The sequence below is a fragment of the Rhizobium terricola genome (assembly GCF_012927355.1).
Taxonomy (GTDB): domain Bacteria; phylum Pseudomonadota; class Alphaproteobacteria; order Rhizobiales; family Rhizobiaceae; genus Allorhizobium; species Allorhizobium terricola.
The window spans coordinates 122,424-143,611 of sequence record NZ_JABBGK010000002.1 but is presented as its reverse complement, the minus strand read 5'-3'; the positions used below and the strand labels follow the sequence as shown (position 1 = coordinate 143,611).

Below are 21,188 nucleotides of genomic sequence, written 5' to 3'. Positions count from 1 at the left end.
GGGCCGACCGGGCGGAGAGCCCGTGCGATGCCCCTCATCCCCCTCCTGAGCCAGTCGAAGGGCGGGACCTTTTCGTCGGGACGGGTAGAAGGAGACGAGCGGCGCCGTCGTGTCCACTCCCTCTCCCCGCGCGCGGGGAGAGGGCTGGGGTGAGGGGCAATTTCCAGGTTGAGGGGAAGGGGGCGGCGTGAGGGGCAATATCGAGATGAAGTGCCATCAGCATTGTCCTCCCATTGAACATATCATGAACATCCGTTAGCCTCGCTCCCATGGCGATTCATCTGGACAACGCGCAGGCGCGAAAAATCTTTCTCGAACGGCAGGGCCTGTCGCGTCCGCCCAATGTCGCGCTCGGCAAAGACGGGCTTTACCAGATGATCCACGACCTCGGCTTCGTCCAGGTCGACAGCATCGCGACCGTCGAGCGCGCCCATCACCAGATCCTCTTTTCGCGCAACCAGACCTATCGCCCGGACCATCTGAGCCGGCTCCTCGAAAAGGACCGCAGCCTGTTCGAGCACTGGACCCATGACGCCTCGGTCATTCCCTCCGCCTTCTTTCCCTACTGGAAGCACCGCTTCAGGCGGCGCGAGGAAAAGATCCTCGACAACTGGCGCAAATGGCAGGGCGAGGGTTTCGACCGGGCCTTCGAGGAAACCTATGAGAAGATCCGCGCCGGCGGGCCGATCATGGCCCGCGAGGTCAAGGCCGAGGACCACAAGTCCGGCGGCTGGTGGAACTGGCATCCGTCCAAGACCGCGCTCGAATATCTCTGGCACACCGGCAAGCTGGCGATTTCGGCCCGCGACAATTTCCAGAAGGTCTACGACCTTGCCGAACGGGTAATCCCGGCCGATCATTTTGCCGCCGAAGTCGATCACGACGCCTTCGTCGACTGGGCCTGCCGCAGCGCGCTCGAGCGGCTGGGTTTTGCCACCCACGGCGAGATCGCCGCCTTCTTCGATCTGGTGACGCCGCAGGAGGCGAAGGCCTGGGTCGACGGCCATCGCGACGAACTGGAGGAGGTCACGCTCGGCACGGTCGACGGCAAGCCGCGCGCCTCCTTTGCCTTTGCGGAAAACCTGGCCGCCCTCATCGACGCGCCGGAGCCGCCGGCCCGCATCCGCACCTTGAGCCCCTTCGATCCGCTGATCCGCGACCGCAACCGCACCGAACGCCTGTTCGGCTTCTTCTACCGCATCGAGATTTTTGTGCCAGAGCCGAAGCGCGAATACGGCTATTACGTCTTCCCGCTCCTGGAATCCGACCGCCTGATCGGCCGCATCGACATGAAGGCCGATCGCAAGGCGGGCGTGCTCGACGTGAAGCGGCTCTGGCTGGAAAAGGGCGTGAAAGCCTCCGCCGGCCGGCTCGACAAACTGGAAGCCGAGCTTGCCCGCATCGCCCGCTTTGCCGGGGTCGATCAGGTGGTGCGGCGCGACGGATGGCTGGGTTGAGGAGGCAAATGACAGTGTCGGACAAAGACAACAGCGGCTACCGCATCGAGGCCCGCGTACCTCCCGTCGAGGACTACCTGCGCCTGCGCCGGGTCGCCGGCCTCAGCCCCTTTTCCCGCGAAGCGGCGGAGAAAGGCCTGCCGAACTCGGTCTTCGGCGTCTGCCTGATGCGGGGCGACGCGGTCGTCGGCATGGGCCGGATCATCGGCGACGGCGGCTGCTTCTTCCAGGTGACCGACATCGCCATCGAGCCCGCCCATCAGGGCCGGGGGCTGGCGAAATGGATCATGCAGGCGCTGAGTGACTTCATCGAAACCCTGCCGAAATCCGCCTATGTCAGCCTGATCGCCGACGTGCCGGCGAACCGCCTCTATGCCCAGTTCGGTTTCGAGGAGACGGCGCCGCGTTCGGTCGGCATGGCCCGCAAGGTCACCTGACCGGCCCCTTCACACCTCTTCAAGCCGCTTCACGCGATCTGGCGGCCGGGCCCGGCGATCGCCTTGTCGCGAATCTCGGCGAATTTCTTCGAGGTCGCGGCGAGCTTGGCGTCCCAGTCGGGATTGGGCGTCTGGCCCTCGATCGTCTTGAAATAGACCTCCATCAGCGCGGCGATGGCAAAGGGTTCGAGCACCGCCGCCTTGAAGGCGAGCGCCGCGATGACCGCGATCGCCACCGCAAAGCCGCTCGCGGCACCGGGGAAGAGATAGACCACGGTCGCCGCCGGCCCGATCAGCACGAGGAAGATCACCGCCGTCAGGAGCCAGAGGAAAAGCGCCAGCCACACGGCATTCTTGACCATCCGCCCGCCGTTCTGGGCATAGAGCACCAGCCCCTGCCGGCCGCTCTCCCACGGGTTCTGGCTGTTGGTCCGGATGTTGTAGGCAAGAATGATCTCGTCGACATAGGTGAGCGACAGGCGGATCACCGTGTTGACGAAGCGCACCAGCCCGTCGAGCCCGGGCAAAAGCATGCCGATCCCGCCGACGAGCCCGGTGATCGCCCGGATCACGCCCTTGATCAGCTGGTCGAGCACGAAAAGCACGTTGGCCTCGCCGAAGCGCGCCTGGACCACCGCCTGGCCATGGGCGATCTGGCCTTTGCCGTCGGGCATGACGCTGCGCCCGTCGACGAGCTCGACCATCACGGCGATATGGGCGGCCTTGACCATGTAGAGGATGTATTCACGCACCCAGTAGAGCGCGAAGGAAACGATGCCGAAGCCGATGATCCCGCCCCAGACGGCAAAGCTCTCCGGCTCCTCGCTCACCTGCCCGATGCCATAACCGACCCCGGCCCCGCCGCCGGTCGCCAGAAGATAGGCGAGCGTGATGCCGAAATAGATCGCCATTCGGATCAGGATGAAGGGCGCCGTGTGCAACAACACGCCCAGGGCCTTGCCGATCGAAAAGTCCCACATGCCACGCTCCCCGCTGCAATCGCTGATTTTGACGGGAAATGTATGCTGCTTTCGCGAGATGATTCAATGACGGCAGTCACAAGGGGGAGGGGATTTTTGCGTGGGGGGGACTGGTTTGCGCCAAAGTAGACTGATCGCCATCAAGTCAGGAGGAGGTAGTGCCGATGCCCCGATTTCTTGCCGTTTACACCATGAAGCCCGAAAACCTCGCGTGGTTTCGAAGCCTGCCCAAGGCCGAGCAGGATGCCATCGATGCGCAGGGCGTACGACAATGGGCGGCGTGGGAGGAGCGCAATGCCGTATCCATTCTCGATCGCGGTGGCATGGTGGGCAAGACGACGCGTGTGACGAAGCACGGCGTGACCGAAGCCCGCAATCCGTTCTGCGGCTATCTGGTGGTCGAAGCCGAAACCGCCGATGCCGCCGCACGCCTGTTCCTCGATCACCCGCATCTCACCGTCTTTCCGGGTGACGGCGTGGACATTATGCCTTTCGTGACGTGAATGCCCGACCGCTGATCCGCAACCGCATTGACAGGAAGGCGGACCGCAAGGCCGAGTTCTCGATGTCGAGTGGCCCGGGGGCTGGAACAGGGTGTCAGGCCGTCCGGCGGGCGGCTGGAGAGGCGGAGCTGGCGAAAGTCGCGGGCGTGGAGGGGAGGGGCAGGCAGGGTAGCGAATGTTACTAATGCGGCATAGCGCTCCAGCGGCTGCGGTCTTTCTAAACATCGCCGGTGCTTGACGATTGTTTCTTGGCATCCTTACAAGTCTAAGATGCGCCTTCGATTTGCAGAATCGCATCAGCTAAGTGATCATCTTGACAGACATGGGGGAGCCAGATGGCGAAAGACGGGGATTCATCCAATAAGATTGCTGATGCCGACGCTGACACCGCAAGCGCGAATAGTGAAAAGACGGAGCGTCGCGAAATAAAAGGTGGCATACCGTATACGGCTTCGCCAGGGGTTTTCAAAAAAGCACTCGAAACGATAATCACTGCTGAACGCCCAGATAAGTTTAACCCTAATTTTATGGAAACAATTCTGGGTATTCGTGGCGGTGCGGCCCGTGCCGTTCCACCTCTCTTTAAGAAGATGCAGTTCATTGGCGCAGACGGCACGCCGACGCCTCTATATTCCAAGTTCAAGACTGAAGGTGGCAGAAGTCAGGCGGCTTTTGAGGCGTTGAAAAGTGCATTTGGAGAGCTTTTTAAGAGAAACGAATATATCTATCGGGCTGACGAGGGAGCGGTCAAAGACGTATTAGTTGAGATAACAGGCCTAAAGCGTAATGACCCAATTATCAGGCAGATGCAGGCAACTTTCGACTCCATTAGATCTTTCATCGATAGTGAGCCGAGCAAAGTCAACGATGAGCGACATGATGAAAATTCTACGTCATTGAACCAAAGCGCAGCAGAGCACGCTGGAGCTAAGCTAAAACTCGGATTGTCTTATCAGATAAACATCGTACTGCCCGAAACTGAAAATATTGCAGTTTTCAACGCTATTTTCAAAAGCCTGAGAGAGAACCTGCTGCGATGAGCGAAGATCGCGAAATCGAGCTGTTCATTTTAAAGAACGCTGTGATCACGAGAGAGCTTCGTGCCGCATTCACATCTAACCGAGTTGGCAATGTACGTGGTGCTTTGGAAGCTCAAGCGGACTCGTTAGTCAATGAGTACCTACGACAGGTCGATTTTGAAACGTTAGCGGATGCCGAGCGTATGAGCGAATTCTATAAGCTCTTTTACGCTCTGGAGAACGATATCCGGGACCTGATCGAAGCGACAATGATCGAGGGTAAAGGTTCTGATTGGTGGCTTGCAAATGTACCGCAGTTCGTTCGGGATAACGCCCAGAAGAACAGTGACAGGGAGGCTGCGGAAGGTCTTCCTCCTCGATCGGACAGAATGCTGGATTACACAACCTTCGGAGAACTTGGCGAGATCCTAAAAGACAACTGGGATGTCTTTTCCGGCATGTTTTCTAACGCCACCCGTAATCGCGTCTTGAGGGTCATCAACCGCCTGAACCTCGTACGAGGACCGATAGCGCACTGCAACTTCCTTCCGGAAGAAGAAGCCATCCGTCTCAAATTAGCTATTCGAGACTGGTATAAGCTGATGGAATAGTGGGTGGCTCTTGCGACAACATAATCGACGCCTGATCATTATATGATAGTGGGCGGTGACGTCTGCTGCGTGCTCCGTCGTCCTGCGCAATGCAAAGACGCAAAAAGGGGCATCGTGCCCCCCAGCTATCCCACAGAACCCATATCTATGGCTTTCGAGCAATGGTGGGCGCTCCCTCCCGCGCCACCATTGCTCGAAAGTCACTCAAGTCTCCCCCGCCACAGACATCGCCCGCTCCACCGCCGCAAACACCTTCGCATCCCCCGACTGCGCCACGTTGAACCGTAAAAACCGCGTTGCCGTCTGCGAGACGCTGAAGGCGTTGCCGGGGGCGAGAACGACGTTGTCGGCGAGTGCACGCCTCGCGATGTCGGCGGCGTCGAGGCCGTCAGGCAGGCTGTACCAGAGGAACATGCCGCCGCGCGGTTCGGTCCACGGGGAGAGCCCGAGTGTGCGAAGCCTGCGGCCGACCTCGCTTCGGGCGCGAGACAGGCGGTCGCGCAGCGCGCCGATATGCTTGCGATAGGATCCGTCTTTCAGGATCGAATGGACGAGTTCGGCCGAAACCGGGTTGCCGCCGAAACTCGTGGCGATCTTGAGATCGATCAGCCCCTCGATCCAGTCGGGGCGGGCGGCGATGAAGCCGCAACGCGCCGCCGCCGTCAGTGTCTTCGAAAAGCTGCCGATATGGATCACCCGCTCCAGCCCGTCGAAGGCCGAAAGCCGGGGGGCGGGTTCGTGCTCGAAATCGGCAAAGATGTCGTCCTCGACGATGGTGAGCCCGGCCTGTTCGGCAAGCTTCAGCAGCCGGTGCGCCGTCACCGGTGACAAGGCCGCACCCGTCGGATTGTGGACCGCCGAATTGGTGATGTAGAGGCGCGGCCGGTGTTCGGTGAGCGCCGCGGCGAAGCGCTCCATGTCCGGCCCTGTCGGGGTATAGGGCACCCCGACGATCTTGACCCGGTGGGCGCGGAGCAGCGCCAGGAAGTTGAAATAGCAGGGATCGTCGACCAGCACCGTGTCGCCCGGCTCGACGAGGAAGCGGCAGAGCAGGTCGATCGCCTGGGTTCCCGATTCCGTCAGCATGATCTGCTCCGGCGAGGCGGCAATGCCGCGCTCGGCCATTCGCCGCGACAACAGCTGGCGCAGCGCCGGCAGGCCGAGCGGCGTGCCGTAGTCGGCAAGCGTTGCGTCGGTCCCGCTGCGCGACAGCGCCCGGAGCGACCGGCGGATGTCCGCCTGCGGCATCCAGTCCGCCGGCAGCCAGCCGCAGCCGGGTTTCAGCGTCTCCGCGCCGGCGGTCAGCGATTGCCGCGACACCCAGAAGGGGTCGATCGCCCGGTCGAGCCTGGGGCCGATCTCGGTCAGCACCAGCGGCGCGACGGGGCCGGCGACATAGAAGCCGGAACCGGGACGCGACTGGATCAGCCCCTCGGCGGCAAGCCGGTCATAGGCCTCGACGACCGTCGAGTTGGAAACGCCCATCACCTTGGCAAAGCCGCGGATCGAGGGCAGTTTCGCCCCCGGCGAAAGCGTCCGCCCGGCCACCCGCTGGCGGATCGCCGCCATCACGGCGCCGACCCGTGTTCCGCTTTCCGGCCCGGCATCCACCTCGTCCCCGCTTTGCGCTCCGGTCCGTTCCCATCCGCCGTTCGGTGCAATCTCTGTCATCCGTACTGGTCTCCGAGCCCTTACAGTTTGGCTGAACTGTAATGCACTGTGCCTGACAAATCCATCCGCCATCGGCTAGGGAAGTGTGAGTGGCATCGGGCGGAGGCGCGCGTTCGGAATTGCGGGAAAACCCCGGCCACCCCCCTCTGGCCTGCCGGCCATCTCCCCCTCACGGGGGGAGATGGCCGGCAGGCCAGAGGGGGGTGGCCCGCAGGCAAGTGGCTTCGTTTCGCCCACCCAAGACATCGGTTTCCACGGCAGCGCTCCGTGACCGCAACGACAGAAGGACGACGAAATGGACAAGACGACGACGGGCTGGATCAACGGTTTTCTCGGGGTGCTGATCTTCAGCGGATCGCTGCCGGCGACGCGGGCGGCGGTTGCCGATTTCGATCCGGTCTTCCTGACGGTGGCGCGCGCCGCGATCGCCGGCGTCCTGGGGCTCGCCCTGCTTCTGCTGTTTCGTGAAAGATGGCCGAAGCGCACTGATCTTGTCTCGCTGCTGGTCGTGGCGCTCGGCGTGGTGGTCGGCTTTCCGCTGCTGACCGCGCTGGCGCTGAAACACGTGACCTCGGCCCATTCGATCGTCTTCGTCGGGCTCCTGCCGCTCGCCACCGCGAGTTTCGCGGTCCTGCGCGGCGGCGAACGTCCGCGGCCGGCCTTCTGGCTGTTTTCCGGGCTCGGCAGCCTGCTGGTTGCCGGTTTCGCCCTGCTGCAGGGTCTTGCGGCCGCCCCGCTCGGCGATCTGCTGATGCTCGCCGCGATCATCGTCTGCGGGCTGGGTTATGCCGAGGGTGCCGCCCTGTCACGCCGGCTCGGCGGCTGGCAGGTGATCTGCTGGGCGCTCGTCCTTTCGCTGCCGATCATGCTCGCGCTCGCCTTCGTCACCATGCCCGCCTCCTTCGCCGGCACCGGCGAGCCGGCCTGGCTCGGCCTCGCCTATGTCTCGGTTTTCAGCATGCTGGTGGGTTTCATCTTCTGGTATCGCGGCCTGGCGCTCGGCGGTATCGCCGCGGTCGGCCAGCTGCAGCTGCTCCAGCCCTTCTTCGGCCTGGCGCTCGCCGCAACGCTGCTCGGCGAGGCGGTGAGCCTCACGATGGTCGCGGTGACGGGGGCAGTCATTCTCTGCGTCGTGGGCGCGAAACGGTTCGCCAGATAGATCCGGCGGCACCACGGAAGAGGAGGGGGGGAAGCAAACCCGCCCCCGGTGGACCGGGGGCAGGGGAATACTTGTCCGGGTAGGCGGTCGGTCAGACGATCTCGGTGCCGCTGATGCGGATGCCGAAACCTTCGAGGCCGACATAGTGGCGCTCGCGCGAGGCGAAGAGGCGGATCGAGGTGACGCCAAGATCCTTGAGGATCTGCGCGCCAAGGCCGATTTCCAGCCATTCGCTTTCGCGCTGCTGGGCCTCGTTGTGCACTTCGCGCTCGTGCTTTCCGGCGCGTGCCGTGGTCGATACGCCGACGCCGACGGAGCCTTCGCGCAGATAGACGATGACACCTCGGCCCTTTTCGGCGATCTTCTTCATGATGGTGTCGATCTGGCGGTCCTTGCCGAACACGTCCTGGCCGACATGCTCGAGATGCAGTCGGACCGGAATGTCGACACCGTCGCGGATGTCGCCGAAGACGACGGCCAGATGCTGCATGGGATCCCAGGGCAGCGAATAGGCATGCGCCTTGGCCGGGCCGTAGGGCGTCTCGACCGTGAAGCTCGAGGCGAGCTGGATCAGCGTTTCCTTGCGCTGGCGGTAGGCGATGAGATCGGCGACCGAAACCTGCTTGAGATTGTGCTTCCGGGCAAATTCCGTGACCTGCGGGCCGCGCGTCACGGTGCCGTCGTCGTTGACCAGTTCGCAGATCACACCGACCGGCGGCAGACCGGCGAGCTTGCAGAGATCGACCGCGGCCTCGGTATGGCCGGAGCGCATCAGTACGCCGCCTTCGCGGGCGACCAGCGGGAAGATGTGGCCGGGACGGACGAAATCGGCCGGGCCGACATTCGGGTTGGCGAGGTTGCGCACGGTGAGCGTCCGGTCGTCGGCGGAAATACCGGTCGTCGTGCCGTGCTTGAAGTCGACGGTGACGGTGAACGCGGTGGTGTGTGCGCTGTCGTTTTCGGCGACCATGGCGTTGAGGTTGAGGCGCTTGGCCTCTTCCTTCGGCATCGGCGCGCAGACGATGCCCGAGGTGTGGCGCACGATGAAGGCCATCTTCTCGGCGGTGCAGTGCACGGCGGCGACGATCAGGTCGCCTTCGTTCTCGCGGTCGTCGTCGTCGGTGACGACGACGATCTCGCCGGCCTCGAAGGCGCGGATGGCGTCGACGACGCGGCTCTGGTCATAGGTCATGGGAAATCCTCGTCACTTCAGTCGGCCGGTCTGGCCGCGGTCTCGGAGATAATGATCGGCGATCGTGCAGGCCAGCATCGCCTCGCCGACAGGAACCGCCCGGATTCCGACGCAGGGGTCGTGGCGGCCCTTGGTGCGCACGTCCACCTCGTTCAGGTCGCTGTCGATCGAACGCCGTTCGGTGAGGATCGACGAGGTCGGCTTGATGGCAAAGCGCGCGACGATCGGCTCGCCGGTCGAAATGCCGCCTAGAATGCCGCCGGCATGGTTGGAGAGGAACATCGGCTTGCCGTCCGGGCCGATCCGCATCTCGTCGGCATTTTCCTCGCCGGTGATCTCGGCGGCGCCGAAGCCGTTGCCGATCTCCACGCCCTTGACCGCGTTGATCGACATCAGGCCGCTCGCGATGTCCTGGTCGAGCTTGGCATAGATCGGCGCGCCGAGGCCGGCGGGAACGCCCTCGGCCACCACTTCGATGACGGCGCCGACCGAAGAACCCGCCTTGCGGATCTCGTCGAGATAGCTTTCCCACACCGGGACGATCTCCGGATCGGGAGCGAAGAACGGGTTCTCGCTGACCTGCGCCCAGTCCCAGTTGGCGCGGTTTATTCTGTGCTTGCCGATCTGCACCAGCGCACCGCGAATGGTGACGCCGGGGATGACGAGCCGGGCCAGCGCGCCGGCGGCAACGCGGGCCGCCGTCTCGCGCGCCGAAGACCGTCCGCCGCCGCGATAGTCGCGAATGCCGTATTTGACGTCATAGGTGTAGTCGGCATGGCCGGGGCGGTAGCGCTTGGCGATCTCGCCGTAGTCCTTCGAACGCTGGTCGGTGTTCTCGATCATCAGCGAGATCGGCGTGCCGGTGGAAATCATCGACCCGTCCTCCTGCGGCATCACGCCGGAGAGAACCTTGACGAGATCATCCTCGCGGCGCTGCGTCACGAAACGCGACTGGCCGGGCTTGCGCTTGTCGAGGAAGGACTGCAGGTCGTCGAGCGTGAAGCGGATGCCGGGAGGGCAACCGTCGACCACGGCCCCGAGCGCCGGTCCGTGGCTTTCGCCCCAGGTGGTGACGCGGAAGAGGTGACCGAAGGTGTTGTGCGACATGGAGACGAACCGTTTTCGGAGGACGGCGCGCCTGCGAGCCGCCTCGGCTTTTGTTGGGCACACTCATAGTGGAAAAGCGAAGGGCGCGACAAGCCTTTCTTGGACGACGGAGCGTCCACGAAAGGCTTACGATGCCTTTCGCCGTGGCAGGCCGCGCGCAAAGCGGGTGAATTCGTCGAACGGGAGCGGCTTGGCGAAGGCATAGCCCTGCAGATAGTCGCAGCCGAGCTGGCGCAGCAGCCCTGCATGCTCGTGGCTTTCGACGCCTTCGGCGACCGTCTCGACGCCGAGCGATCGGGCGATCTCGATGATCGAGCGCACCAGGGCGCGTTCCTGAGGCTGGGTGACGATCGGCATGACGAGCTGCCGGTCGATCTTCAGCCGCTTCGGCTTGAGGCGCAGCAGGCTGACGATCGAGGTGTGGCCGGTGCCGAAGTCGTCGATCTCGATGTCGATCCCGAGCGCCTTGATCCGGTCGATGTTGGTGGTGGCGACGTCGTCGCTCTCGTCGAGGAAGATCGATTCCACCAGCTCGAAGCAGATCGTGCCGGGCGTGATGTTGAGGCTTTCCAGCTGCTCGACGAGCTGGGCGTCGTGCAGCCGCTTGGAAGAGACGTTGACCGACACTCGCGGTAGTTTGAGGCCGAGTGCCACCCAGCGCATCTGGTCCTTCAGCGATGTCTCCAGCACGAGCTGGTCGATCCGCGCCATGACGTTCAGCTCCTCGGCGATCCTGAGGAAGCTGTTGGAGGGGATGATACCCTTGTCAGGATGGTTCCAGCGGACGAGCGCTTCGGCGCCGGAGAGCTCCATGCTGCTCGTCTCGAACTGTGGCTGGTACCAGACGGTGAACTCGTCACGCTCCAGACCGGTGAGGATCTCGTCGGCCATGCGCTTCTTCGAGACGATATTGGCCTGCAGGTCGGGCGTGAAGAATTCGTAGCAGTTCCGGCCTTTCTCCTTGGCCTGGTAGAGTGCGATGTCGGCGTTCACCAGGATGCGGCGAGCGTCCGGCGACAGACCCTGGGTTTGGGCGATGCCGATCGAGATACCGCAGCGACAGGTGAAGCCCTCGAAGTCGATCGGCTTGCTCATCTCCTCGATGATGCGTTCGCAGAGGGTCGAGATTTCTTCTGCGCTCGTCGCCCGGCGCGCGAGAATGACGAATTCGTCACCGCCGATGCGGGCGACCAGATCGCCGCGCGCGACATTGCGGGTGAGCACCTTCGACGCATGCACCAGCATGGCGTCGCCGGCCGCATGGCCAAGCGTGTCGTTGATTTCCTTGAAGCGATCGAGGTCCAGATGAAGGATGGTGAACTTCTGCCGCTTGCTCGTGCCGGCCTGGGTGAGTTCGTCGAGTTCGAGATCGAGCTTTCGGCGGTTGGCGAGCGAGGTCAACGGATCGTGCAGCGCGTTGAACTCGATACGGTTCTTGGCGAGTTCCAGTTCGAGATTGCGGCTGTCGGCCTCCGCCTTCGCATTGCGCAGCTGTTCGGCAAGGATCGCGTCTGCGGTGACGTCGAAGGCAATGCCGATGATCTTCTTCTTGCCGTCACGCCCGATATGCACCTGGCCGACGGAACGGACATAGCGGATCTCGTTGTTGGGAAGCAGCACCCTTTGGGTCGTGTAGACACCTTTACCCGATGTGACGCCGCGATTGCTTTCGAGCCGCACATCCTGACGGTCGTCCTGGTGCAGGCACGAGAGCCATTCGTGTTCGGTCACGGGCCGGTCCTTGAAGGGCAGACCGTAGAGCTGGTGCATGCGCTCGTCCCAGTAGGCCGTCTTCGACACCGGATCGCCTTCCCAGATGCCGCAATTGTAGGAGGCGAGCGCGAGGTCGAGCTTTTGGGAAAGCACTGCGAGTTCGTGCTCTCGGCTCGAAAGCTCATCGAGCGCCAGTTCGAGTTCGGCATTCTTGATGTCGCTGGTTGCCTTGGCGTCGTAAAGCGCCTGGGTCGACAGCGTGTCCTTGGTGACGTCCCACACGATGCCTGTCAGGCGAGCCAGACCATTGTCGCCGTGAGAGCGCGCCCCGACCGATCGCAGGTGCCGGAGCGTACCGTCCTGAAGCGTGACGCGATAGGTGATGTCCCACCCGTCGCCGACTGCGCCCGACAGGTTGCGGGCAAGATTCGCCTCGATCTGCTCGGCATCTTCCGGATGGATCCGTTTGTACCAGGCCGCAATGCTTTCGCAGCCATCGCTCGGCGCAAGCCCGTGCAGGACCGCAGCACGCGCATCCCACGAAAGGAGCCCAGTGCTCTCGTGCACCTCCCATATGCCGATATTGGCGGTGCCCATTGCCAGGTTGAACCGGCGGGAAAGGTCGAGCAGCTTCTGCTCGCGCGCCTTCAACTGGTCGATATGCCGGTTTCGCTCGCGGAGCAGATAGAGGCTGAAATAGACCGGCAGGATCATCATCAGACACGCTGCCGCGATGATGAGGCGCGTCGTGAACTGTCGGTCAGAGGCGATGTTCCACCCGTCCTTCGGTTTTGCGAGGATTTCGAGGAAGCCGCCGGGATAGGCGAAACGCCGCGTTACGGGGTTGTCGTCGACCTTCTCCGGCGAACCGAAGATGAAGGTTCCCGCCCCGTTCGGATCGATGCTGCGGATGGCGAAGTCGAGATAGTCGAGGTTGATCTGCCGTGTCTCGCCGTCCGGTCTGGCACCGGTCCTGGCATCGAGGACGAGCCCGCTCGCCTCGAGAAACTTCCGCGTGTCGAGCGTCATCACGATCGAGCCCCAGGACGTTTCATTTCCGCCGCGGATCGGTCCGATCGGGAAGTCGAGAACCAGCTGGCCTTCGCCCGCGAGGGCCAGCTTCGGCGCGGAAGACCCTCCCGGCGCGACGGAGGCGCGGCGAAACACGATGTCGCGAATGTGCTGTTCGCGCTTGATGAGCTGCGCCGTCATCGCATTGAGCTCGACAGGCTTGAGGTCGGTATCCGCGATGACCATGTCGGCGAGGTGGCTGGCAGAATCGAGATCCGCCTCGATGCGCGCGTCGAGTGCGCTTCGGATCAGTCGCACGTCGTCGGCAACATGGCGCTCGAGAACCTTGCGGTCTGCCGTGTTGCTCCGCTGATCAAGGACGATACCGGCACCGATGATTGCCAGGCTGACGAGCACGCCGCCGACGATGAAGGCTCCGGTGCCGGTCACTTCCTGGCCACGGTGACGCCGGATGCTGTCGAGAATTCTCAAATCAGGAAGGTCCTCAAGGTTAGACCTCCGACGCTAGCCGACAGCAGTTAAAATTACATTGAATGGCTAATATTGCCGCCCCTTCAATATTTTCGCTCCAGCTGTATGAGCATAGTCGCAACCCCTTGAATTCAGTGAAATCTTAAAAAATCGGGCAGCTTTTGAGCCAGAAGGAATCTGATCTTGAACATCGCCGCATTTCCGTTCATCAATCTCACGGAAAATGTCATTGTTACGGGCGATTTTTGCCACATTTCGGAGGCCTATTTTGACACACAGATTGACCCCCTCGAAAACGGCAAGGGCCACCCGCATGCGTATGATGATCACAGTACTGATGGCGACCGCGAGCTTCCTCTCGCCGCTCACCGTGCTGGCGGGCAGTGACGACGTCGAGGCGACGATCAAGGCGGTCAATGTCGACGGGCTCAGCCTCGTGCTCGACGATGGCAAGACCTATTCGCTCCCGGAAGAGTTCAACTTCGACGGTCTGGAAAGCGGCGTGAAGGTCATCGTCTTCTACACCGAAGTCGACGGGAAGCGCGTCGTGGACGATCTGGAAATCGTTCAGTAAGGGCAGGGCCTTCAGAGCCAGCCGACTGCGCCCTCGTCGCGGTCGATCTTGAGCACCCGGTCCTGCGGCACGTTCATGTCGCAGGCTTCGTCCTCACTCCATCCCCCGATCAGGCGAAACACGCTGCGCACGATGCCGCCATGGCTGACGCAGATGGTCGGCCTGTCGACGGATGTCAGCCAGGCGCCGACACGCCACGACAGGATCTCATAGCTTTCGGCGTCGCGGCCTGGCGGAATGAAGTCCCATTTGCTCAGGGCGCGGGCCTCCACGCGATCGGGCGTGACCCGTTGAAGCTCGGGGATGGTCGAGCCTTCCCAGTCTCCGAAGGAGAGTTCCACCAGGCGCGTGTCGGTGCGGTAGGTCGTGGGATCGAGGCCCATGGCGGCTCGCAGCCGCTCCATCGTCTCGCGGGTCCGGCCGAGCGGCGAGGCGACGAAATCGAACGCGGAGACGGTGTCCCCGAGTTCTTCGGCGAGACGCCGGCCGTTTTCGGTGGCCTGGCGTCTTCCGTTGGCGTTGAGCGGAATGTCTTTCTGCCCTTGCAGGCGGCCCTCGGCATTCCAGTCGGTCTGGCCGTGGCGGACCATGTAAATCAGCACGGCTGCAGACCCCTGGCTTCGATCAGTCCTTGGCGACGGAGATATCCGGCGCGTCCACGGCCTTCATGCCGACCGTGTGGTAGCCGGAATCGACGTGGTGCACTTCGCCGGTCACGCCGGTCGAAAGGTCGGACAGCAGATACATGCCCGACTTGCCGACTTCGTCGGTCGTCACGTTGCGCTTCAGCGGCGAGTTATACTCGTTCCACTTCAGGATGTAGCGGAAATCGCCGATGCCGGAGGCGGCCAGTGTCTTGATCGGGCCGGCCGAAATCGCGTTGACGCGGATGCCGCGGCCGCCCATGTCGACGGCGAGATAGCGCACGGAAGCCTCGAGTGCCGCCTTGGCGACGCCCATGACGTTGTAGTGCGGCATGACCTTTTCGGCGCCGTAATAGGTGAGTGTCAGGATCGAACCGCCGTCATTCATGACCTTCTCGGCGCGAGCGGCCACAGCCGTGAACGAATAGACTGAGATGTCCATTGTCCTGGTGAAGTTGTCGCGGGTCGTCTCGATGTAGCGGCCGGTCAGTTCGTCCTTGTCGGAAAACGCGATGGCATGCACGACGAAGTCGATCTTGCCCCACTTCGCCTCGAGATTGTTGAAAACGGCGTCGATGCTTTCGAGATTGGTGACGTCGCAGTCGCCGGCCATGAAAGCGTCGAGTTCCTGGGCGAGCGGCTCAACACGCTTCTTCAGCGCGTCACCCTGCCAGGTGAAGGCAATCTCGGCGCCCTGGTCGTGACAGGCTTTTGCAATGCCCCATGCAATGGAGCGATTGTTTGCAACGCCCATGATGACGCCGCGCTTGCCTGCCATAAGGCCGGAACCTTGAGCCATGTTGTGATCCCCTGATACTTTCGATGGACTGCCTATGGCATAGGCCGTTCCGGCGTTCAAGGTTGCGCCGGATCATCAACTGTTAGGCACCGTAACAAAGGGTGTAATTGTTACAAATGCTTCACAAATACAGGCCTTCGCGCATGACGCGCATGAGGTCGGTGACCTTGTCGTCCGGCTTTTCCCACAACATGATGCGCAACTCCACGACGAGAGCGCCGCGCCCGCCTTCGCCGTTCGGCAGGCCGAGATCGTCGAGACGGATCGCCTGGTCGGAACTCGACCATGCGGGAATGGTGATCGCCAGTGGACCCGCCGGCGTTTCGACCTCAGCCTCGCAGCCGAGTACGGCGTTTTCGAGCGTGATCGGCAGCACGGTCTTGATGTCGTGGCCGTCGACGGAGAACTTGTCGTTTCGCATCAGCCGCAGGGTGACGCTCACGTCGCCGCGCGCCATGCCCTGGACCTTCAACCCCTGTGCCTTGAGGCGCACCACGGTGCCGTCGCTTGCGCCGTCCTCGATCGGCACCCGCAATTCGCGGCCGTCGGACAGCGTGATCGGAACCGGCTTCAGCGCCAGCAGGTCATCGATGGTGACGGTCGCCTCGACGATCAGGTCGGGCGCCTTTTCCGGCGCCGGCTGGACGCCGCGGATGCGCCGCACCAGCGAGCTCAGGAGTTCGATCGGGGCGAGGATGGAGGGACCCTTCACGGTGCCCGAGCCTTCTGCGGCCTCTGCCCGGGCGCTCTCCGCGGCCTCGCTCTCGCGTTTCAGGGTCTCTGCCGCAGCGGCCGCCTCGGGCGTGTCGCCGAAGATGCGGGATACGACGTCTTCCGGGCTCTCGCTCGCGTTTTCCGCCTTGGCCTGTGCGCCGGCTCCTGCCTGGGCCTGCTGCTGAGATTGTTGCTGCTGTTGCTGGCCAGGCTGCTGGGCCTGCGTCTGAGCTTGAGCTTGAGCCTGTGGCTTCTCTGCCTTTGACTGCGCGGCGGCCTGAGCCGCCTGGGCCTGCTTGTCGGCCTTGGCCTTTTCGGCTTCCGCGCGTGCGAGTTCGGCCATGATGCGCTCCGCATTGGCCTTGGCCTGCTTGGCGCGTTCCGCGGCTTCGCGGGCGGCCTGCCGCTGCTGCATGATGGTCTGCTCGCGTTCGCGCGCTTCCACCTTGTCGCGCTGCTGGTCGTAGCGGTTGCGCTTTTCCGGGTCCTTCAGAACCTCGTAGGCGCGGCCGACCTCGGTGAAACGCCGGCCGGCATCCGGGTCGTCGCGGTTCTGGTCCGGGTGCACGCTCTTGGCCTTGGATCGCCATGCGGCCTTGATTTCGTCCGCTCCCGCGTCGCGCTTTACGCCCAGCACTGAATAGAAATCGCGCATCAAGGCCACCAATTACGAATAGACGGACCGCCATCGCTCATGCAGGCGTGCCGACAAGGAAACACATGCCGGCGCGTCGTCGTCATGGCGCCCGGCTTCACAATGCCGCGAGTATGACAAGAAGATGCTAATCAGTGGTTACGCGCGTCCCGGCGGCCGTCGCCGGTTGAGGCGCCTGTCACGGCTGGCGGGTGAAACTCATCAGCTGCCACTGGCCGGAGCCGGCGGTGCAGGTCTTTCCGGAGAAATAGGCGATCCCTTCGTAGGAATGCCGGGTGGTGGAGAAGTTGCGGCAAACCACGCCGTTGGACTTCTGCTCCTGGATGGCCGTCACCACGCCCGCACTGCCAGTCGTCGCGTTGGCCCAGGGAAGACGGCTGTCGGATCGCGACAGGTCGGCGGAAGACACGGCGTTCTGCACCGTCAGTTCGTCCGAACGGCCTTCCGCGGACTTCTTCTGCTGCACGGTATTGGTGGAGATCGAACGATCCACGTCGGATCCGAACAGGTCCATGCCTCCGCCGAAGCAGCCGCTGAGCGGAAGCGTTGCAGCAAGGATGAGAAGTAAACTGCGCTTGCGCATAGGCTCACCCTTTTTGCTCTCGTTCGACTTTGCTATGTCTCTCAATGGGCGTCCTGTCCAGTGCTTCGACCCTGGGCAATCATGATCAAGTTCGGGAGCATTTTAGGTAATATGTCAGAGACTGGGTTAACAAGCGGTGACTTCACCGAGGAAAACGAGCCCTTCGCGCTGTTCGGCTCGTGGCTGAAGGATGCAGAGGCTTCGGAGATCAATGATCCCAATGCGGTCGCGGTAGCAACCGTTGACGAGAACGGCCTGCCGAACGTGCGAATGGTCCTGCTCAAGGGGTATGATTCCCGGGGCTTCGTCTTTTACACAAACTTCGAGAGCCAGAAGGGACAGGAAATTCTCGGCCAGAAAAAGGCGGCGATGTGCTTTCACTGGAAATCGCTTCGCCGGCAGGTCCGTCTGCGCGGCGAGGTCGAGGTGGTGTCCGACGCCGAGGCCGACGAGTATTTCCACTCCCGCCCGCTCGGCAGCCGCATCGGGGCCTGGGCCTCGAAGCAGTCGCGCCCGCTCGAGGGCCGCTTCGCGCTCGAGAAGTCGGTTGCCGAATATACGGCCCGCTATGCGCTTGGCAGCGTGCCGCGCCCGCCGCACTGGTCGGGTTTTCGCATCAAGCCCGTGTCGATCGAGTTCTGGCACGATCGCAAGTTCCGCCTGCACGACCGCATCGAGTTCCGCCGCGAAAGCCCGGACGCGCCGTGGCACAAGGTGAGAATGTATCCCTGACGGGACAATGCCCGGCCGTGGTCCGTCGGATCGCGGCCGGTTCAGCGATGGATCAGGAAGGGAATGCCGGAGGCGAGCGCCGAAACGTAGCGCGGCTTCTGGAAATAGCCGTTGAGCGAGATGCGCGGCAGAAGCATCATGTTCATGCTGCCCTTGCTCCCGAGCGTCCCGGCCCGGGTGGTCACCGCCAGGGCGAAACCCTCTCCGGCAACGAGATCGGCCGTGTGTCGCGTCGCGCTGCGCTCGTCCCCATAGGGATAGGCGAAGGTCGTCGGCCGCTTTCCGGTCAGGCCCTCGACATAGTCGGCGCTGTCCTTCAGCTCCTGCCGTGCTTCGTCCTCGCCGAGAAAGGCGAGCGCGCGATGGCTGACGGTATGCGCGCCGAGGCTCGCGAGCGGATGGCGCGCGAGCTCGCGTAACGCTTCGGCCGGCATCACCAGCCTGTCGACGATCCCCACGGGATCGACCCCGACGCTCCGCGCGGCCTTGTCCAACCGTTCGATCGCAACTGCTTCCCGCGGACCGCAAATGGCGTCGCAGACGAGATCGCAGGCCTTCCGCTTGGCCAGCGCCGTCGCGATCTCGTGGGTAACCGGACCCGCGTCCGTTTCGATGGTGAAGCGCTCCGAGGCATTGAACAGCGCCTCTGCCGTTTCCCACCAGATCGTGTGGCTGCGTTCGCTGAAACCTCTTGCCACGAAGATGGTGAAGGGCACGCCATGTTTCTCGAACACGGGCAGGGCGTGTTCCGCATTGTCCCGGTAGCCGTCATCCAGCGTGAAGGCGGCAACAGGTGCTCCTGCCGGTTCCTCGGCGAGGATACGCGGCAGGTCGTCAAGCCGCACGAAGCGATAACCGTCGGCCTTGAGCCTTCGGATTGCGGCGTCGAGAAATTCCGGCGTGATCTCGAGGTGACCGTTGGGATCGAACGGCTGGCGCTTGCGTGGGCGGACATGATGCAGCGTGAAGATCGCGCCACGGCCGCGTGCCGTCTTCAGGGCGCCGAGCCGGGTGAGGATATGCGACGCTTCGAGGCCGCCACTGATTGCGGCTTTGCGCGCAAAGCCCTTCAGGATGGCCTTCATCGTTCCGTCCTCGACCTTCAGGTTAGGTGCCGACCCAATTTTGGTCAGGCGGTGTGGCAAAATGCGCCGTTATTACAAGGCCGAGGCTAGTGACAAGCGGTTAAGCCTTGCTTTACACGTCATGCCGGTTTCCTGCCGCGCAAGCTCCGGGATATGGCCATTGGCTATTAACCCCTCGTTTACCACGGTCATGAAACTTTTGGTTAATAGTTGAGGGCGGCGCTCATCTCTGAACGATTGTCGCCCCATTCTTGCCTTAGGGAACGCCCGAATTTCAATTCGTCGCCGCCTGAATCGGCCCGGCGACAGACTGCCAAGAAATCGCCGCCTCTGGAGGATGCATGAAGAAGTTGTTGATCGCGCTTTCGTTTCTTATGGCGATCGCTTCCTTTTCCAGTCAGGCGCAGGCCGGCAGTGCACAGTTCCTCCTCGATGCCCGCACCGGTGAAGTCCTGGCTTCGGAAAACCCCGACAGCCCCAATCATCCCGCTTCGCTTACGAAAATGATGACGCTCTACATGACCTTCGACGCGATCCGTCGTGGTCAGTTGTCGTGGGACAGCCCTGTGCCGTTTTCGAAATATGCGGCCACCCGCCCGCCGACCAAGCTTCGCGTCAAGGCCGGCGACAAGATCACCGTCCGCGAAGCCGTTCTCGGCATGATCGTCCAGTCGGCGAACGACGCCGCTGCCGCCATGGCCGAAAAGCTCGGCGGCACGGAGGAACAGTTTGCGGCGATGATGACGAAGAAGGCGCGCGCACTCGGCATGTCGCGTACCACCTTCGTCAACGCCTCGGGTCTGCCGGACGATCGTCAGATCACCACCGCGCGCGACATGTCGACCCTCGGCATCGTTCTGCTGCGCGACTTCCCCGAGGAGTACAAGCTCTTCAACACCAAGAGCTTCGCCTTCCGCGGCCGTACGATCAACGGCCACAACAACCTGATGTATCGCTACAAGGGCATGGACGGCATCAAGACCGGCTATACGAATGCTTCCGGCTACAATCTCGTCAGCGCCGTCAAGGACGGTAACCGCCGTGTGATCGGTGTCGTGATGGGCGGCCGCTCTGCCGCGAGCCGTGACAAGGTCATGGAGAAGCTGATCGCCGGCAATATCGCCAAGGCCTCCGGTGGCAGCAAGTTGCTGGCCAGCATTGCGGCGTCCGGAAACATCGATATTGCACGCCTTGGCGACGAAATCCCGGTTCCCGCGCCGCGTCAGGACGCGATCGCCGCCGTCATCGGCATGGCAAAGTCCACGCCGGTCGACGCCACCCGCTATGGCAATGCCTATGCCAAGCCGGTCGAGCTTGCTACCGCCTCGATCGCCAGTGACGTTCCGGCTCTCTCGCCCGAAGCCCAGGCAACGGATGCCGCTCAGCCGACCAAGGTCGGCAAGGCCCGTGGCTGGCAGATCCAGATCGCTGCCGCATCGAGCGCCCAGGCCGCCATGGAACTCCTGGCCGACGCCCGCGCCAAGGTCGGCGCCGCCCTCGACGGCCACGACACCTATACCGAAGCCGTTACCCTTGACGGCTCGACCTTCTACCGCGCCCGCTTCACCGGCTTCGGCAGCAAGGAGCAGGCCCGCATGGCCTGCGACAAGCTGGTGAAGAACCGCTACGATTGCGTCCTGATGCCGTCGCGCGGGTGAGGGGACGGCAGAGGCTTTGTCACGGAAGACTTCTAGTTTTCCTTTGATTGCACTTGGCTGGTACGCGCAAGTTCTTCAGCGAGACGGGTGGGAATGTCCATTCGCTCGTGCAGTATGCTGAGAACGCCGAGTTTACCGCTTGGAAGGCCACGGAAGAACATCAGGTGGTGACGATAGCGGCTGACGTAAATTCCACCTGGCAAACCTGCCGCGGTGATCAGGTCCTTTGGCAGCTCACGCCAGATCGCTTTGGTCTCACAGAGCCTTTCCAGATGGTTATGGAGACCGAGAATGTAGGCGGCGGCCTGCTTCTCGCCCCAACTTTCGGCAGTGTCACGCCATATCCTGTCCAGTGCTGCATCCGCCGCGGGGTGGAACAGGTAGCCTGCCAT

20 protein-coding genes are annotated in these 21,188 nt (G+C 62.8%); 9 read left to right on the top strand and 11 right to left on the bottom strand.

All coding sequences use genetic code 11. The features are described from left to right. Positions 1–269 precede the first annotated feature (269 nt). Complete coding sequence (locus HHL25_RS10425; protein ID WP_169590045.1) at positions 270–1,457, top strand: winged helix-turn-helix domain-containing protein; 1,188 nt, start codon at positions 270–272, stop codon at positions 1,455–1,457. Positions 1,458–1,471: 14 nt separating this feature from the next. Continuing rightward, on the top strand, positions 1,472–1,894 hold the full coding sequence (locus tag HHL25_RS10420) for a GNAT family N-acetyltransferase (protein ID WP_315853058.1): 423 nt from the start codon (positions 1,472–1,474) through the stop codon (positions 1,892–1,894). A 29-nt stretch (positions 1,895–1,923) separates the two neighbouring features. Here the strand turns inward: HHL25_RS10420 and HHL25_RS10415 are convergent, their stop codons facing one another. Then, a complete protein-coding gene (locus tag HHL25_RS10415) occupies positions 1,924–2,874 on the bottom strand; it encodes a hypothetical protein (RefSeq protein WP_169590040.1) in 951 nt (316 codons plus the stop codon). A gap of 164 nt (positions 2,875–3,038) precedes the next feature. Here HHL25_RS10415 and HHL25_RS10410 point away from each other — a divergent pair, with 164 nt between their 5' ends. The 3 genes from HHL25_RS10410 (at position 3,039) to HHL25_RS10400 (ending at position 5,007) form a co-directional block, all read left to right on the top strand. Further along, positions 3,039–3,377, top strand: coding sequence for a hypothetical protein (locus tag HHL25_RS10410; protein ID WP_169590038.1), 339 nt, complete (start codon positions 3,039–3,041; stop codon positions 3,375–3,377). A 335-nt stretch (positions 3,378–3,712) separates the two neighbouring features. Next, the gene (locus tag HHL25_RS10405; protein ID WP_169590035.1) at positions 3,713–4,417 is read left to right on the top strand and encodes a DUF5343 domain-containing protein; all 705 of its coding nucleotides are present in this window, start codon (positions 3,713–3,715) and stop codon (positions 4,415–4,417) included. Beyond that, positions 4,414–5,007, top strand: coding sequence for a Swt1 family HEPN domain-containing protein (locus tag HHL25_RS10400; RefSeq protein WP_169590032.1), 594 nt, complete (start codon positions 4,414–4,416; stop codon positions 5,005–5,007). The genes HHL25_RS10405 and HHL25_RS10400 overlap by 4 nt, the downstream gene beginning before the upstream one ends. A gap of 204 nt (positions 5,008–5,211) precedes the next feature. Here HHL25_RS10400 and HHL25_RS10395 read toward each other — a convergent pair whose 3' ends face one another. After that, positions 5,212–6,576: an aminotransferase-like domain-containing protein gene (locus HHL25_RS10395; protein WP_246701809.1), complete on the bottom strand. Its 1,365-nt coding sequence runs from the start codon at positions 6,574–6,576 to the stop codon at positions 5,212–5,214. Between the two features lie 397 nt (positions 6,577–6,973). On the opposite strand from HHL25_RS10395, the gene HHL25_RS10390 reads away from it, so the two are divergent. Next, positions 6,974–7,837 carry a DMT family transporter gene (locus HHL25_RS10390; protein WP_169590027.1) on the top strand — a complete coding sequence of 288 codons (864 nt, stop codon included), beginning with the start codon at positions 6,974–6,976 and terminating at the stop codon, positions 7,835–7,837. A 91-nt stretch (positions 7,838–7,928) separates the two neighbouring features. Here the strand turns inward: HHL25_RS10390 and ribB are convergent, their stop codons facing one another. The 3 genes from ribB to HHL25_RS10375 form a co-directional block, all read right to left on the bottom strand. After that, positions 7,929–9,029 carry a 3,4-dihydroxy-2-butanone-4-phosphate synthase gene (gene ribB / locus HHL25_RS10385; RefSeq protein ID WP_169590025.1) on the bottom strand — a complete coding sequence of 367 codons (1,101 nt, stop codon included), beginning with the start codon at positions 9,027–9,029 and terminating at the stop codon, positions 7,929–7,931. A gap of 12 nt (positions 9,030–9,041) precedes the next feature. Next, positions 9,042–10,136, bottom strand: coding sequence for a chorismate synthase (gene aroC, locus HHL25_RS10380; protein WP_169590022.1), 1,095 nt, complete (start codon positions 10,134–10,136; stop codon positions 9,042–9,044). Between the two features lie 126 nt (positions 10,137–10,262). After that, positions 10,263–13,352, bottom strand: a complete 3,090-nt coding sequence (locus HHL25_RS10375) for a bifunctional diguanylate cyclase/phosphodiesterase (protein WP_169590020.1) — start codon at positions 13,350–13,352, stop codon at positions 10,263–10,265. 313 nt (positions 13,353–13,665) lie between these two features. On the opposite strand from HHL25_RS10375, the gene HHL25_RS10370 reads away from it, so the two are divergent. Then, positions 13,666–13,926 (top strand): DUF1344 domain-containing protein, encoded by a 261-nt coding sequence (locus HHL25_RS10370; RefSeq protein ID WP_169590017.1) that lies wholly within the window; start codon positions 13,666–13,668, stop codon positions 13,924–13,926. Positions 13,927–13,937: 11 nt separating this feature from the next. On the opposite strand, the gene HHL25_RS10365 is transcribed toward HHL25_RS10370, so the two are convergent. The 4 genes from HHL25_RS10365 to HHL25_RS10350 all read right to left on the bottom strand — a co-directional run bounded on the left by HHL25_RS10365 (position 13,938) and on the right by HHL25_RS10350 (position 17,321). Continuing rightward, positions 13,938–14,528 (bottom strand): histidine phosphatase family protein, encoded by a 591-nt coding sequence (locus HHL25_RS10365; RefSeq protein WP_169590014.1) that lies wholly within the window; start codon positions 14,526–14,528, stop codon positions 13,938–13,940. Between the two features lie 22 nt (positions 14,529–14,550). Then, positions 14,551–15,369 carry an enoyl-ACP reductase FabI gene (fabI, locus tag HHL25_RS10360; protein WP_169590011.1) on the bottom strand — a complete coding sequence of 273 codons (819 nt, stop codon included), beginning with the start codon at positions 15,367–15,369 and terminating at the stop codon, positions 14,551–14,553. 121 nt (positions 15,370–15,490) lie between these two features. Next, the gene (locus HHL25_RS10355; RefSeq protein ID WP_169590008.1) at positions 15,491–16,738 is read right to left on the bottom strand and encodes a DnaJ domain-containing protein; all 1,248 of its coding nucleotides are present in this window, start codon (positions 16,736–16,738) and stop codon (positions 15,491–15,493) included. Between the two features lie 178 nt (positions 16,739–16,916). Then, positions 16,917–17,321, bottom strand: a complete 405-nt coding sequence (locus HHL25_RS10350) for an RT0821/Lpp0805 family surface protein (RefSeq protein ID WP_169590005.1) — start codon at positions 17,319–17,321, stop codon at positions 16,917–16,919. Positions 17,322–17,432: 111 nt separating this feature from the next. On the opposite strand from HHL25_RS10350, the gene pdxH reads away from it, so the two are divergent. After that, positions 17,433–18,053: a pyridoxamine 5'-phosphate oxidase gene (gene pdxH, locus HHL25_RS10345; RefSeq protein WP_169590002.1), complete on the top strand. Its 621-nt coding sequence runs from the start codon at positions 17,433–17,435 to the stop codon at positions 18,051–18,053. 41 nt (positions 18,054–18,094) lie between these two features. Here the strand turns inward: pdxH and HHL25_RS10340 are convergent, their stop codons facing one another. Further along, positions 18,095–19,138, bottom strand: a complete 1,044-nt coding sequence (locus tag HHL25_RS10340) for a polysaccharide deacetylase family protein (protein ID WP_169589999.1) — start codon at positions 19,136–19,138, stop codon at positions 18,095–18,097. 341 nt (positions 19,139–19,479) lie between these two features. Between HHL25_RS10340 and HHL25_RS10335 the strand changes: the two genes are divergently transcribed. Next, complete coding sequence (locus HHL25_RS10335) at positions 19,480–20,796, top strand: D-alanyl-D-alanine carboxypeptidase (RefSeq protein ID WP_169589997.1); 1,317 nt, start codon at positions 19,480–19,482, stop codon at positions 20,794–20,796. Between the two features lie 32 nt (positions 20,797–20,828). Here HHL25_RS10335 and HHL25_RS10330 read toward each other — a convergent pair whose 3' ends face one another. After that, positions 20,829–21,188 (bottom strand): type II toxin-antitoxin system RelE/ParE family toxin, encoded by a 360-nt coding sequence (locus HHL25_RS10330; RefSeq protein ID WP_169589995.1) that lies wholly within the window; start codon positions 21,186–21,188, stop codon positions 20,829–20,831.